Below are 14,289 nucleotides of genomic sequence, written 5' to 3' on the forward strand. Positions count from 1 at the left end.
CATGCGGAAGCGCAAGATGGCAGCGAGGCGGTGCCGGACCCGCTCCGGCGAGCGCGGGTCGTCGATGCAGGCTGCCAGCCGGTCGGCAATGCCGAGGCGGCGCTCGACCTCGCGCAAGGCCAGCAGGCCGCCGTCGGAGGAGAGTTGCCCGCCGTCGAAGCGGGCGATCAGGAGCTTGCCGCCAACCGATGACAGGCCGGGCAGCGGCGGGGGAGGGTCAACCGTGACGGGCATGGTCTCCGGACGCGGCTGGGTTTGAGTGTCGTAGCCAAATTCTACGTCCGCACAACGGCTTGCGCCATGCCCGTCAGCCCTCGCGCATAATCCGGGTTAGGGGGGCAAGGGGATACGGCTAGCGAGTCTATCTGCGTCTACGAGGCACCAGGATCGCCCACCTCTTGCGGAGCGGTTTGCGGCGTCCTGACACGGCCTGGAGCAGCGTCCAGGGGGATTGGATGTGTCGTGGAGCCAAGCATGCCCCCACGAGGCTTCTGCGGCCCTTTGCGCATGCATCTGGCTCCAGGGAGGGGGGGAAGGGGCCTCTGGTGCTCCCGAGCCGCCCGGCGGTGGCCCCCCAGCAACTCGCGTTTCAAATGTTGCAGATAAGGTGGCGAGCACCATATGATGGTCTGGAAACGGAACCGACCATGACCGCTAACCTCCTCGAGTACGTCATGCTGCCCGAGGCCGCCCGGGCCGGGGCCCCCGCGCCGCCGGCGCCCAGCGACGACGAGCGCATCGAGGTTGTGGTCCGCCGCGGGGATGGCACCGCCGAGGCCTTGACCTTGCCCCCGGAGGCTGCACGGGCGGTCCGCGCCGTCCTCGACCGCCTCTACGCCGGCGGCAAGGTGGCGGTGCTGGGCGAGGACGCGGAGCTCACGCCCAATGAGGCGGCACAGGTCCTCGGCATGTCCCGCCCGCTCGTGGTGCGGCGGATGGACGCGGGGGACCTGCCCTTCCGTCACGTGGGCTCCCACCGGCGCTGCCGGTTGAGCGACGTCCTCGCCTTCAAGGTCAAGGCGGACGACCAGCAAAGGGTGCTCGACGCCCTGGCGGCGGACACCGAGGATCTCATGGAGAACCATGGTCTCTGAGCCGCGGGTCGTCGTCTACGACGCCTGCGTCCTTTACCCGCTCAACCTCCGCAACGTCGTCGTCCAGTGCGCGGTTGACCGGCTCGCGCGGGCGCGCTGGAGCGACGACATCCACGAGGAGTGGATCCGGAACCTCCTCGAGGCCAACCCCGGCCTCGCACGCGAGCGGCTCGAGCGGACGCGCCGCTTGATGGACCGGGCGCTGCCCGACGCCCTGGTCGCTGGCCACCGCCGCCACATCCCGGCGGTCTCCATGCCCGACCCGAAGGACAGGCACGTCGTGGCGGCCGCCATCGAGGCCGGGGCGGAGGCGGTCGTGAGCGCCGACCGCCACTTCCGCGACGGGGACCTGAAACCGCACGGCCTGGCCGTCTGGCGGCCCGGCGACTTCCTGATGCGGCTGTACCGCGCCGACACCGAAGCGACGGTCGCCTGCATGGCGAACGCCCGGCGCAACCTCCGTCGCTCGGCGCCAACCGCGGCGGAGTTCGTCGCCGGCCTGCGCCGGACCGGCAAGCTCGACGAGTTCTGCGGCGCCCTTGACCGGCATCTGAGCGATCTCTGACCGCCATAGGCGGCACGGCCGCCCCCGCCGCTACGCGGCTACCTTGGGCACGAAGTCCCGGTAGCCGCGGTGGGGCAGCGCGCCCAGGCTGCCGAGCAGCCGGTCGAAGCTGGTGTGCCGACTGTTGCGCCGGCTCCAGCGCCAGGCGAACTCGTCGAGGTGGGCCTGCAGGTGCGGCCGCCGGAAGCCATGGAAGGTGCCCGTCCCCTAGCGCTTGAACAGCGAGAACAGCCGGTGCGCCCAGGGCACCAGCACATAGGCCGCCATCTTGCCGACCACCTTCGGGCGGTGGTCGTACCTGCCCGCCAGCGACTTGTACGCGGGCAAGCCGTCCGTCAGCAGCCCGGACTTGGGCTCCACCGTCCGACGCACGAAGGCGCCGATCTTCTCCGCCGAGTAGTCGGGCAGCACGACCAGCCGGGCGCGGCCGGGCTGGCCCTCATCGTCAATCTCCACGGCACCGATCAGCGCGATCTTGCCGACGTGGCTCCGCCCGCGCCCGTCGGCCGTATCGTGCCCGCTCAGCTGCGGGTCAGCGTCATCCGCCACCTCGGTAAGCCTCGCGCGAGCCTCAGACAGCGGCACCCGGCGAACCGTCGGCGCAGGTGTTCCAATGCCAGCCCGGGCTGTCTGGAACGGGGGAGCGGTGGCGAGAGTGTTGCTTGGCTTGCTGCTGGACAGTTTCGTGCCGACAGGTCCGGTAATGCTCGGGCTCGACGATACGATCAACCGCCGGCACGGCAAACGGATCAGCGCCAAACACCGGAGTAGGCGCTGCTCTTCCCAAAGCCGTTCGGTCCGCCGATGATGAGGACGACGGGAAGCTCAGCGTCGGACAACGATGCCGTCCGGGCTCCCCGTGACCTTCTCGTTCTCCTCGCGAGCGCGCATGACATTGCAGCCGAAAACGTAGGCGAGGTCGGTGCCGAAGGTCGCCCGACGGGCGTCGAGGACGCGGATCACCGTCAGTGTGCCGCCGTTCACTTGAACGATGCGCTCAGACACGCCGGCCGGGGGTACCTGGTCGGTGGTGATGGAAAGAGGCTTGTAAACAACGTGGCTCATTTACCCCCCGCCTCCCATATAGAGCATCGGACGCGTCCTATTCCAACGCCGACCAGCCGGTGGGGTTGGCAGTACGCCCGGTTCTGTCATCACTCACACCAAACTGGGCGTCATGAGTTGGAGGGCGAGCTCCGTCTACGCTGCCCGGAGAATGGCATGCGGACTGCCGGCACGATGGAGGTAAAGTAGGCGTCAATGGTTGGCAGAGATGTGCTGGTTGTTGCGGGCTTGAGGGCGGAGGAGATGCGGAGTTCGCCATAGCTTCGGCGAATCGGTGTGCTGATTCGACGCTCTTGAAACCGCCCATACATCGAATGCGGCCTTTCACGCCGTGATTATCTTGTTCCAGTCTGTTATTGTTGTGCGCGCTGGTGGGAGGGACAACTCGCCGGCTGAGCGTTGACCAGATAGCTCGTGGGTAGGAGCCATGCTCGTCTTTGGCCTCCTGGTCGGGAACTCGGCCGGTAACCGACTTCGCCGAGTAGAGGAAGGCTTGGGCCGCCGCCATGTCGCGGTGCTCGCTCAGCATGGTGTCGACGAGATCACCATTGCGGTCGATGGCGCGATACAGGTCGCACCACTGGCCTCGAACCTTGAGGTAGGTTTTTATCTCATCGGAGCAACTCCTCTTTTTCGTTTGCTGCCGTCCTGACGCGTGCTGTGCGCAGCTGGTCACCTGCTTGGGTTCAAGCGGTCGTGGCCTCTCAGCCTCCGCACCCGTCTGCAGCAGTACAAGCAGCCGATCGATGTTGCGGATTCCCTGGCAACCTTGCATCAGCATCACTTTATGGCGGCACCGAGTGCTTCAACTTGTTAAGGATCACAAGGACGGTCTCAGTGCCCTTCTGGTCGGTCCAGGCGCGCTCGATTGGAACCGCCTCCAGGACAAAATTGTTCCGCAGGAGCCATCGAGCAGCGGCGGTGGCATTGCCAAATACTTCCAGCGCCAAGTATGCCACTTGGGCCAGGCGCGCCTCGGTCTCGGGCTCGGCGCCCCCATCAACAAGGTCCTGCATTCGCTTCAGCTCGGCAGCAACGGCAATACGCACCTGGTTCAGTGCTGCGCACTCATCATCTTTCCTTGCTGACCTCATCCCATTCGCTTCTCCCTCTTGTTCAACTCGCTGCCGGGACGCTGGAGGGGGCGTTTGATCCTCGGTTTGGATGGGAAGGCCGTAATTATGAAGTGCATACAGCACTAGGTGCTGGACCGTCGTGCGCTCCTTGGCTGCGCGTAGTTTTAGCGCGTGCATCGTGTAGTCGGGTATGCGAGTCGATAGGGGCACTAGATTCAGCCTTGGGGTAGGCAAGTTTCACTCCTCCTGTGGCTCGGCATTCATTCGTGTGTTCTTATCTGCCTGTACGATGCAACCGGCGGATCGCCTCTGCGAAACCGAGCCGCAGCCGTCGAATTTCGACGATCACATCCTCCGCGGTTGGTTCGTATCCTTGGCCTGGCCACGCAGCATCAAACTCGGCAGGGTCTATTGTGCCCAACATCCATCGGACAGGATCCGCCACGTCCAACACAGCCATGTCGATGTCGTCTTTCCACCATCGAAGATCAGGAAACAGGTCCGGGAATGGCTGGCGTGGTATGAATGCGCCCGGCGCAAGCATGATCAGCAGCCGCGCACGCCCATCTGTTGCCGCATAGATCTCACGTAGTTGGGCCTTACTGAGCTCCATGAGGCGTGCCTGCGCGCTGGCGATCCACGTGGCCCGTGCAATCCGCCCGCCGTCCGGGAGATGCCAGTTGAGCGCTCGAGCGAGCACATCGTCGGCTCTGTTCGCTCGTAGGACCAAAACGCGCGCATCGGGCTGTCCACCAAGTCGCCCCAACGATGACTGCAGCACGGCAAGACGCTCGGAAGACAATCCACCTTTACCGCGAAGATAGCGGGAGAGATTGCCCGGATCGATCCCAGCCTGTGTAGCGACGGCACGCACTCCGCCTGCCGTCCAGACGGCAGCAGCCAATCGATCAAAGTCAGCGGATTGTTGCCTCATACAACGCCTCACAACAACTAAGGCAGCACACACATCGACTTACAACTCTTCCTACAACGGCACACTACGCTTCCTCGCCGTTATGGAAGTCTTTAATAGATTGTAAAAAATATCAATGCAAAAAAACCAGACGTCGGATACGGATGATTTAGCTTTTGATTCAGAATTGGTGGCGTATGACTCTAGGTATCCAGAACGGCCGTTCTGGATAGTTGACGTAATACCCAAAATCGGGTTCCTGTTATTTAACAAGGAACTGACGCGATGACCCGACGTGTACTGCCAGGACCCGCCAGCTCCGGCGATCCCAGCCTGCCTGCTACCGATTCCGCCACGGTCGACACCAAGGAAGTGGAGAACTTTCTCGACCAGATGGTCAGCCAAGCCAATGACGCATCACGCGCCCGCAGCACGCGCGAGCGCTACAAGCACGATTGGCGGCAGTTCACGCATTTCTGCTGCATGACCGGGCGACATCCGCTGCCGGCGGACGTGGCGACTGTGGTCAGGTTCCTGGCCTGGTACGGGATGGGCCGGAGGACGAGCACCCTGCGCAGCGCCCGGGCTGCAATCCGCTTGCACCACGAGATGGCCGGTTTCCTCGATCCGACAACGCAACCCGAGATCACGCGCTTCTTGTCGGGCCATGCACGCCTGACAGGCGAACCGCCGCGCCAGAAAATGGCCTTGTATGTCCACCAAGTCAGAGAGCTCTGCATCGTGCTGGAAGAAGAAGGGGGGCTTGTGGCAAGCCGTGATAGGGCCGCCATCCTCCTTGGCTATGCCGCGGCGCTCCGCGCCTCCGAAGTCGTGGCAGCCCGGATCCAGGACGTGGAGATCGTTCATCGGGGCCTCACCCTGACCATCCCGAGATCCAAGACAGACCAAGAGGGCCAAGGGCAGTATGTTGCCGTCGTACGAACCGCGACCCTCGAGACCTGCCCCGTCACAGCGGTGGAGGAGTGGTTGGCTTTATTGAAGGAGAGAGGGTGCGGGCCAACGGATCCCCTTTTTCCTGCTCTCCGTGCCAGTGGCGACCCAGCGCTGCGTCAGGGGCGCCTGGAGTATCGCCCCCTGAGCACACAAGGGTACCGAGCAATGCTCAAACAGCGCTGCGCAGCCATAGGCATCGACCCAGCGCGCATCGGAGGCCACAGCCTTCGGGCCGGACACGCCACGCAGGCGGCGGAGAAAGGCGTCGACATTATTGAAATCGCCCAGCAGGGACGGTGGAAGGATCTCCGGAAGGTCATGGTTTATGTCCGCTCCGGGAGGCGGTTTACCTTCAACTCCTCGGCCAAGCTCGGGCTGTGAGGCATCACTCAGCACATCAGCGTCTGACGGGTACCTCCAGGATGCCCGTCAGGTCCCTTCGACTGCCCGAGGAACTGTGGCGGCGCCTAGAGGCCGCCACAGCAGAGGTAAACCGCCATCGTCGCCGTCGGGTTAGTGTTCCGGCCGAGACAGGCGATACCCACCAATGTCACGGCCCCGGCAAGAACAGCAGCGCGCCGATAGGAATCAGCCGTCGCGGCCGGGACATTAGCATATCGTCTGTGATCCGGGCGCTACTCGAGCGAGCCCTCAATGAGCCTGGTGACGCCCTCAATTTCGATGCCAAAATTCCGCGGCCTCCTCGCGTCATACGGAACCAAAAGGCAAAGCTCGCCGCTGCACAGGCCGAGCGAGAGGCGGCCGACTTATTTCGGAAGGTGTCTGACGCTGTTGACCGCCTACAGATACAACCAGCGGAGTTTGCCAGCGCGGTCGGGGGTAACCGGAGCGATGTGGAGCAGTTCTACCATCGGGGCACCCTGCCTGAGGGTGATGCAACACCACTTATTGCCAGAATACGGAATTGGCTGAACGCACAGTCTCCCTGCTGACCGGCGATGGTGCACAGAGGCGAGAGAGCGGACCGTACTTGCCCTACTCGGTCCGTAAAGTGAGGGGCGCGAGAAGAGACCGGGCCGTACCATCCGCTAAGCGTCGCGGCGTTGGCGCATTGCGGCGAGGACTAACCTTGTGATCGAAGGTGGGCATGAGCAAGCAAGAGGTGTCCGATACGGATCGTACGGTTCGGCGATGTGATCGTGTTTGGTCCTGAGCTGACGCCAAAGCAGCGAGAGCGAAGCGCCCGGGAGAGCACCGAGGTGATCGGCCCCCGTCGGGTGGTCCGCTGTGAATGTTAGTTCAGCGTTGGCCTGGGCGCCACGACCTGTGTGGATGGCGGCGCCGGCCGGCGTAGCGCGGCGGGCCAGGCAGCGAAGGTAGGCAGCACCGCCTCCGGTGCGGGCGGCCTGAAGCCGAGCGATGCGTGTGGGCGGACGGTGTTGTAGTGCTGGCGCCAGCTCTCGATCACCACCTCGGCCTCCCGCGGGCTGTAGAAGATCTCGCCATCCAGCAGCTCGTCGCGCAGACGCGCGTTGAACGACTCCACATAGCCATTTTCCCATGGACTACCCGGGGCGATGTAAGCCGTCCTGGCACCCACGGCGGTGATCCAGCCCTGCACAGTCTTGGCCACGAACTCGGGGCCGTTGTCGGACCGAATGTGCGCGGGCACGCCGCGCAGGATGAACAGGTCGGACAGTACGTCGATGACGTCGGCCGCCTTGAGCTTGCGCCCCACTCGGATGGCTAGGCATTCGTGGGTGAACTCGTCGAGAACGTTGAGCATCCTGAACTTGCGCCCATCATGGGTGCGGTCCTCGACGAAGTCGTAGCTCCAGACGTGGTTCGGCCGCTCCGGGCGCAGCCGGATGCAGGAGCCATCGGCCGTCCGAGGCACTGCCTCGGACCAGCCGTCCGCGCTTCGGCTGACGCGGCGGCACCTTGAGCCCCTCGCGCCGCCAGATCCGCTCCACCCGCTTCTCGTTCACCAGCCAACCGGCATCCCGCAGCAAGGCCGTGACCTTACAGTAGCCATAGCGGCCATACTGCCGCGCCATCTCGATGATGTCGGCCGTCAGCCGCTCTTCGTCGTCGCGGCCCCGCGGCACCTTGCGCTGCGTCGAGCGGTGCTGCCCGAGCGCCGCACAGGCACGACGCTCGGAGACGGTCAGCACACGACACACATGCTCGACACAGGCACGCCGGCGCGCGGGGCTCAGGAGTTTCCCCGTGGTCCGGAGCAGTGCTCCGGACCCGCCAGGATCTGCTTGTCCAGCGTCAGGTCCGCTATCGCCTTGCGCAGTCGAGCGTTCTCCGCCTCCAGCTCCTTCAGCCGCTTCACCTGATCCGATTTCAGGCCCCCGAACTCCCGCCGCCAGCGATAGTAGGTTCTCTAACTGAGGGCGGGCGCAGGGTGATCCTGATCCTCCTCCCTGGTCCGGCGCAAGGTTCTCTACGAAGTCGCCAGTGCGCTTTCGGCGCGCGGCGCTTCATGATGGCGTCCAAGGCTTCGGCCTCCCAGCTTGTGACCTGCGCGGTCGCGCCTCGGCGCGCCGCACGTAATACCTCGGGCTCGGCCGTCGCCTCCCGTCCGGACCGGGACGAGAGCTCGAAGATCTGTCAGCACTCGCCTACTGCGGGGTTTCCCTCCTTGCCCTATAGTTGCTCTGCCGGTCAGGCGGCGCGGAATTCGGTGCCGTCCACCCACATGCGATGGAGGATGACCCCGAGCTTGCGCGCCAATGCCACGCTGGCCTTTTTGTGGCCGACCTTGGCTCGCAGCCGTAGGCCCCACTCGCGGAGCGCACCGCCCCCACCCGCACGGGTGATCAGGCTCGACGCCGCCTCGAACAGCAGGGTCCGCAGCATGCCATCGCCCCGCCGGGTGATGCGGCCCGTGTAGTCCACCTCACCCGACTGATAGCGTTTCGAGGTCAGGCCGACGTAGGCGCCGACGGATCTGGAATGGGCGAACCGGGTAGGGTCGTCGATGGTGGCCAAGAAAGCATAAGCGGTGATCGCGCCGACACCCGGCACACCCATCAGCCTTCGGCACAGGTCAGAGCCCCGGGCCTCGGTGAGCAGCCGCCGGGTGAGCTCCGCCAGGGACCGGGCCAGGTCCCCGCGCAAGCGCAGCAGCGGCCTCAGCGCCAGGGCGAGTGCCTCATTGGCCTCCAGCGCCAGTTCCACCCGGTCAGCCCAGCGACGGGGTCCTTTCGGCAAGCGCACACCCATGCTCGTGAGCAGCCCGCGGATGGTGTTGTCGAGGTCCATACGCTGGCGCAGGACCAACTCACGGGCCTTGAGCAATGCCCGCATGCCCTGCGCGGCCTCGCTTTTGACCCGCACCGCGCGGTAGAAGCCGGTCCGTGCCAACTCGGCCAGCATGGCAGCGTCGTTCGCATCGGTCTTGTTCGGCATCTGGCTGAGCACGGCATGGGCCTGGCGGGCGTCGACGCAGACAGCCGGTAGGTCACGGGCGATCAGCTGCCGGTGCAGCCAGTTCGCCATCCGCCCCGTCTCGAGCACCACCCGGGTGGGTCGGCCGAAGCGGGCCAAGGCCGCCGCGATCGCGTCCGGGTCGGTCACCGTCTTGCCCTGGCCAAGGATCCGCCCTTCGGTGTTTCGAGCACAGTAGGCGGTCTCCTCCATGGAGACATCGAGGCCAACGAAATAGCTCATCTCGCACTCCTCCGATTGCCTGGGTGGCGGTCCATTCTCTGCCACCAACCCCGGAGTGCGCCCGCCCTCAGTTACGCCATGTGACCTCCGTCACCCCAATCGCCCGGATCGCCTCCGCCACCGACTGCCCCTGCGAGACCAGGACATCCACCTGCCGCAGCTTGGAAACAGCCTCCTCAGGCCGGTGCTTCTTGCTCGCCATCTCGGTCCTCCTCCGGTTCAAACCCATACCTCAGGACGGACCACTTCAAACGGGGAGGATCACTATCTCCTCTTGTCATCGGAGACCCCACATGGACGCAAGCCGTTACGCTTTGTGTGACCTCCAGCTACTGACCTTGGCGTGCCTCTCCGCGCCTGACACCGGTTTCATACAGCATGTGACGATTGCCCGTGGTCATGTGAGGACATGGACCGTCACGGACAGCCCCGTCCGCAGTTACGGTGCCGGCGCCCCCGTATAGAAGCGGTTCCAGGTCGGGCTGATGAGGATCTCGTTGACGCAGACTCTTGCTGGCATGCCCGCCAGGAACAGGATCGTGGTAGCGAGATCCTGCACCTGTAGCATCCGCGCCTTCTCCTCCTCCGGAACAGGAACGGGCCGCGCATCGAGAATGGGCGTAGCAACGTCGGCGGGGCAGAGGCAGCAGGACCGGATGCCGTGAACACACTCTTCCAGGTTAATGCTCTCGCTGAGCGCAACCAGGCCGTGCTTGGCGGCCGTATAGGCCGGGCCGGGCATGCGCAGGACATGGCGCCCGGCCCAGGAAGCGATGTGAATAAGGAGCCCGTCCCGCTGAGCGCGCATCATCGGCAGGACCGCGGCCGTCGTGTGGAAGGGGCCGGAGAGGTCGGCTTCCAGCACGGCTGTGAAGCCTGCGGCATCGATCTCACCCCAGCTGCGTCTGCGGACGTTCAGGCCGGCGCTGTTGACCAGGATCTCGCAGCGGCCGAACTCAGTCCCGATCCGGCTGGCGACTACCGCGACCGCCGCCGGGTCGGCCACGTCAGCGGGTGCCACAACGGCAGATCCGCCGGCGCCGCGGATTGTGGCCGCGGTCGTTTCCAAAGCCTCCTCCCGCCGGCCGCTCAGGACCAGCTTGGCACCTGCCCCCGCCAGTACGATGGCGGCAGCTTGGCCAATACCGGAACCTGCGCCGGTGACCCAAGCAACCCTGTTGTCCAGCGACAAGCTCATGGGACTGTCATCCCGATGATCGGATGGATTCAGTAGGGACCACCTGTGCCCGCCGATCAACGAGGCAGTCTCCCCTCGCCGTGTCCGCTCTCAAATGTGAGATGCTGGTGATCGGGACGGCGCTGAACCTCTTCGCCCAAGGTCGGCTTCCCGCCCTTCTTCGATCTCAGGCTGGGTACCAAGCGTCAGGCGCGCACCACTAGAGGCCGTTCGCATAGCCCCGCAAACGGTCTTTCGCTTGATCAGCCCGGCGCGGGGTAGTCGCTGCTGGCAGCGCCCCGAAAGGGCCTGGCGGCCCTGCTGGCACATTCTCCGCCTGGTGCCGGAGCGTGAAAGGCGCCGCCCAAAGCGGCGCCGTGCCGCACGACCCCGTATTTCGCGCTGGATGGCCGCTGGGGCTGGTCCTGATCGCGGACAGTGTCTCCCCCCTGCCACCGGCCGGGCTGCTGAGTGGCCTGTGCGGCCACCCTGGTGCAAATGCGGGGCATGTCCTGGGCTGTAGTGCCCGGATCGCCCAGCCTGCGCCCCCCTGAGCAACCTTGCCGGCCTATCCGCCCGTCCGGCGCCTGCTCGCTAACCCCCAGCGCCCCTGACCGGGCACGTGGCCGAGAGACTGGAGGCACCGCCAACACGGTGCCGCACGGTGCCTGCTGGGCGAGCTGGAGGGGGTCCTGGGCCATACGGGCACCATTGGCACCAACGGCGGTCCGGGGGCCTCCTGGCGGAAGCAGCGGGGCGGAACTGGGAACAGTGGTCGAGGTAGGCGCGGCCTTCAGCCGCGCCGTGCGGCTAACCTGCAGAATTGCTTAGGCCTTATCGGAGGTTAGGAAGACCTACCGAAGCCGGCCGACCAAGGGGCTAGAGCTATGCTGCCGTCAGAGTAATGGGGATTGCCGGCGGCTGGAGCATATCACTCAGCACCACCAGGCCGACGCAGAGGATATCCGGCAGTGGCATCGCGCGCCCTGCCACGAGCCATTGGCCCCACTCGGTCTGCCATTGAGCGACCTCGGGCTCCTGATCGCCAATTCTGATCCAATAAAATCCAGCTTCGCGGTCATCTGGATCGGACATGGGCCACCTCCGGATGAAGATACGCATGATCCAGTTGGCCGTTGTCACTTTCATTTACATGTGAGGATCCAGGGGTAACTCGCAGCCCTTGCCATAATGGCGCCTACTTGGCCACCATGATCATTGCGTAGCCGTGTGTGCGCCGACCTGCTGTGCTAAGGTGAGACGGGTTTCCGGTGTATAGAGGTGACCACCTGGGGATCGATGTTGGTGTTGTGGGCTGCATCAATCAGCCATTGATCATCCATTTTGCGCACCACCCAGGTGAAAATGCCGTCCCGCGGCTGTCGCGGCGTTCCGTCCGGATCGGCCTCGCCTGACATGCTCCAATTTACGTGACAGATGCAGATGTCCGGTGTGAGCGGCCGAAGCGACATGCCTTGGATGCGCAGCGTGCTGTTCTTGAACTGGGCGGCATGAAGCGCGGCATGGTGTTTCCACACCACATCCCGCCCCCCGAGCCAGCCGCCTCTGACATGCACGAAGTCTATCCCAGGCGTCACGATTGCCGCGAGCTCATCCATGTTGTGGGTGTTCCAGGCACGTTCGAAAGCGTGCCCTAAATTTCTGATCGCTTTCTCGCCGTCCGTGCTGATCATGGCACCCTCCAAAATCCTATCCTAAGGCTTATCCTGAGCCGTTCGGCCCCTGCCTCAAGACCCAGCATCGGTTGCAGAAATCAAAATTTCTGCGTCGTTGTCCAGGCCTTCGATAAGGCTTGGATTTCCTGATGCAGAAGTCCGGCGCGAAAGTCGACTTCGGGTCGCGACCGGTCATTCACCAGGGCCACCGTGTTGCAACGGTCGACGGTACGGGCGCAATGAGCCCAACCCGTGTTTTGGGTTACGGGATGCGGACGTAGTTCGGGCGTCCGAGGTCAAGCATTCGGTTCAGCACGCCGGCCGCGATGGCCATCTCGGTGGCCTGACGCCCGTCCGTTTGCGAACGTAAGCCATCGCCGATGACGCGCTTCCATCGCGAGATGTCAGCTTCGACAAGGGCGCGATTGTTGTAACCCGATGCCTGCTGCCATCCCATGCGGCCGCGCTTGGTAATCGACCGCAGGTGTGCATCGCGCTGCGTCGGTGTGGTCTCGGCTGCGTCGCTTGGCATCGCACTCGCGCGTGGCGGCACGATGACAGCCGCAGCGGGATGGCGCGCTGCGACTTCGGCGTAAACGTCGTCCCGGTCGTACGCGCCATCGCCAGTGAAGGACGCCACCGGCCCATCCGCCTGGTCGAGCAGCGGGCCTACCTGGGAGCCGTCGTCGGCATCCTTGTCGGTCAGCGCCGAAGCGACGATCCGCCCAGTGTCGGCGTCAGTAGCGAGGTGCAGCACCCGCCAAGCTCGGCGCCGCTTGCTGCCGTGCTTCTCTTCCAGCCACTCGCCCGGGCCACAGAGCTTCAGCCCCGTACTGTCCACCAGCAGGTGCACGGGCGCACGCCCCGCCTTCGGCCGCGGCACTTCGAGCACCTCGGCCCGACGGCTCAGCGTGCTATGGTCCGGCACCGGCAGGTCGAGGCCGAGCAGCTGCAAGACGGATTCGATCAGCCCCTCGGTCTGGCGCAGCGCCAGGCGGAACACCGCCCGCAGCGTCAGGGCTGTAGCGATCGCCAAGGCTGAATACGAGGGCTGCCCGCCCCGGCCAGTACGTGGCTCAGCCTTCCAGGCATCGACCGCCTCCGGCGTGAACCAGACCGTCAGGCTGCCGCGAGCGCGAAGACCGGCATCATACTCGGCCCAGTTGGTCACCCGGTGCCGCTGCTTCGGGATGTGATGGCGCCGAGCGGCGTTCAGTTTGAATGGCATGAGGGGTGGCCCTGCAGGGTGAGGGGGCTTCGTCCCGGCCTCACCCTACCCAGAGCCACCCAGGCCGGCGACCGGTGCAACAAGGTCTCATTGCGCCCGTACCGTCGACCGCTGCAACACGGTGCCTTTGAGCAAGTCGGCGCCCGGCCCTCCCCAAAGAGAGTCGTCGCCCTGTCCGCCGGCCAACACGTCATTGCCATCGCCGCCCTGCAGTGTGTCAGCCCCGGCCCAGCCCACCAGCAGGTCGTCGCCGGCCAGCCCGGTGATCGCGTTGGCGCCGCCGTCGCCGCGCAGGCGATCGGCGTGGACGCTCCCGAGGACGTTCTCGATCCCCGCGAGAACGTCCGTGCCCGCTCCGCCCCAGGCCCGACCGGCCGCCAGGTTGACCGCGACCGCGCCGCCCACGTCCTCGTAGGAGGCTGTGTCGTTACCCTCGCCGCCGTCGAGCGTATCGGCCCCGGCGCCGCCGTCGAGCACGTCGTCGTCAGCGCCGCCGTGGAGCGCGTCTTGCCCGGCGCCGCCGTACAACCGATCCCACCCGGCGTCACCGTAGAGGCTATCGCGGCCGTCGCCGCCACGGAGGTCGTCGTTGTCATCACCACCAGTCAGGAGGTCGTTCCCACAACCACCATCAAGCAGATCGTCGCCCCAATCGCCGGTGATCGTGTCGTCGCCACCGTGGCCTTCAATAGTGTCGCGCCCGCGCAGGTCGTCGGTGATCGGAGGCGGCGGGTAGACGGCCGGGAAAGAGACCCCCTCGCCGTGGAGCTCGTCGCCGAGAGCACCGCCGCGGATAAGGTCATCGCCGCCGAGCCCGGACAGCGCGTTGCGCTTGTCCGGTGCGCCGAGGAGGATGTCCGCTTCTGGCGTGCCGTTGGCGAGGACGAAGTGGCCGGAGC

At 65.3% G+C, this 14,289-nt stretch carries 15 protein-coding genes and 2 pseudogenes; 3 read left to right on the forward strand and 14 right to left on the reverse strand.

Annotated features, from left to right (window positions below; genetic code table 11):
- A partial coding sequence (locus tag EP26_RS26380) for a transposase (RefSeq protein ID WP_043343294.1) occupies positions 1–234 on the reverse strand: 234 nt, incomplete at its 3' end.
- A 413-nt stretch (positions 235–647) separates the two neighbouring features.
- Between EP26_RS26380 and EP26_RS26385 the strand changes: the two genes are divergently transcribed.
- Together EP26_RS26385 and EP26_RS26390 are read left to right on the forward strand one after the other, a co-directional pair.
- Positions 648–1,094: a helix-turn-helix domain-containing protein gene (locus EP26_RS26385; RefSeq protein ID WP_043343296.1), complete on the forward strand. Its 447-nt coding sequence runs from the start codon at positions 648–650 to the stop codon at positions 1,092–1,094.
- Positions 1,084–1,659: a PIN domain-containing protein gene (locus EP26_RS26390; protein ID WP_043343298.1), complete on the forward strand. Its 576-nt coding sequence runs from the start codon at positions 1,084–1,086 to the stop codon at positions 1,657–1,659. Before EP26_RS26385 ends, EP26_RS26390 begins: the two co-directional genes overlap by 11 nt.
- Positions 1,660–1,866: 207 nt before the next feature.
- Here the strand turns inward: EP26_RS26390 and EP26_RS36445 are convergent, their stop codons facing one another.
- From EP26_RS36445 to EP26_RS35495, 5 genes are all read right to left on the reverse strand, one after another.
- A complete protein-coding gene (locus EP26_RS36445) occupies positions 1,867–2,208 on the reverse strand; it encodes a transposase (RefSeq protein WP_043343301.1) in 342 nt (113 codons plus the stop codon).
- Between the two features lie 276 nt (positions 2,209–2,484).
- Positions 2,485–2,724: a hypothetical protein gene (locus EP26_RS26400; protein WP_043343302.1), complete on the reverse strand. Its 240-nt coding sequence runs from the start codon at positions 2,722–2,724 to the stop codon at positions 2,485–2,487.
- A 37-nt stretch (positions 2,725–2,761) separates the two neighbouring features.
- Positions 2,762–3,505, reverse strand: coding sequence for a DDE-type integrase/transposase/recombinase (locus EP26_RS38720; RefSeq protein WP_157033809.1), 744 nt, complete (start codon positions 3,503–3,505; stop codon positions 2,762–2,764).
- Positions 3,506–3,509: 4 nt separating this feature from the next.
- Entirely contained in the window at positions 3,510–3,818 is a 309-nt protein-coding gene (locus EP26_RS35490) for an antitoxin Xre/MbcA/ParS toxin-binding domain-containing protein (protein WP_169747496.1), read from the reverse strand.
- Between the two features lie 256 nt (positions 3,819–4,074).
- Positions 4,075–4,734: a hypothetical protein gene (locus tag EP26_RS35495; RefSeq protein WP_157033811.1), complete on the reverse strand. Its 660-nt coding sequence runs from the start codon at positions 4,732–4,734 to the stop codon at positions 4,075–4,077.
- Positions 4,735–4,998: 264 nt separating this feature from the next.
- Here EP26_RS35495 and EP26_RS26410 point away from each other — a divergent pair, with 264 nt between their 5' ends.
- Positions 4,999–6,048 (forward strand): site-specific integrase, encoded by a 1,050-nt coding sequence (locus EP26_RS26410; RefSeq protein ID WP_043343306.1) that lies wholly within the window; start codon positions 4,999–5,001, stop codon positions 6,046–6,048.
- A gap of 874 nt (positions 6,049–6,922) precedes the next feature.
- On the opposite strand, the pseudogene EP26_RS26415 reads toward EP26_RS26410, so the two are convergent.
- The 8 genes and pseudogenes from EP26_RS26415 to EP26_RS26450 all read right to left on the reverse strand — a co-directional run.
- A pseudogene (locus EP26_RS26415) lies at positions 6,923–8,017 on the reverse strand (IS3 family transposase); the annotation flags it as partial.
- 284 nt (positions 8,018–8,301) lie between these two features.
- Complete coding sequence (locus EP26_RS26420; RefSeq protein WP_043343311.1) at positions 8,302–9,309, reverse strand: IS110 family RNA-guided transposase; 1,008 nt, start codon at positions 9,307–9,309, stop codon at positions 8,302–8,304.
- 76 nt (positions 9,310–9,385) lie between these two features.
- Positions 9,386–9,511, reverse strand: a pseudogene (locus EP26_RS26425) (IS3 family transposase); the annotation flags it as partial.
- A 237-nt stretch (positions 9,512–9,748) separates the two neighbouring features.
- A complete protein-coding gene (locus EP26_RS26430; RefSeq protein WP_245624529.1) occupies positions 9,749–10,567 on the reverse strand; it encodes an SDR family oxidoreductase in 819 nt (272 codons plus the stop codon).
- A gap of 804 nt (positions 10,568–11,371) precedes the next feature.
- Positions 11,372–11,581, reverse strand: a complete 210-nt coding sequence (locus EP26_RS26435) for a hypothetical protein (protein WP_157033812.1) — start codon at positions 11,579–11,581, stop codon at positions 11,372–11,374.
- 155 nt (positions 11,582–11,736) lie between these two features.
- On the reverse strand, positions 11,737–12,180 hold the full coding sequence (locus EP26_RS26440; protein ID WP_157033813.1) for an SgcJ/EcaC family oxidoreductase: 444 nt from the start codon (positions 12,178–12,180) through the stop codon (positions 11,737–11,739).
- A 244-nt stretch (positions 12,181–12,424) separates the two neighbouring features.
- Positions 12,425–13,390, reverse strand: coding sequence for an IS5 family transposase (locus tag EP26_RS26445; RefSeq protein ID WP_043343317.1), 966 nt, complete (start codon positions 13,388–13,390; stop codon positions 12,425–12,427).
- A gap of 87 nt (positions 13,391–13,477) precedes the next feature.
- Positions 13,478–14,289, reverse strand: an 812-nt coding sequence (locus tag EP26_RS26450) for a calcium-binding protein (protein WP_281177122.1), incomplete at its 5' end; no start/stop codon positions are given.

The organism is Belnapia moabensis DSM 16746, assembly GCF_000745835.1.
In the GTDB taxonomy this organism is placed as follows: Bacteria; Pseudomonadota; Alphaproteobacteria; order Acetobacterales; family Acetobacteraceae; genus Belnapia; species Belnapia moabensis.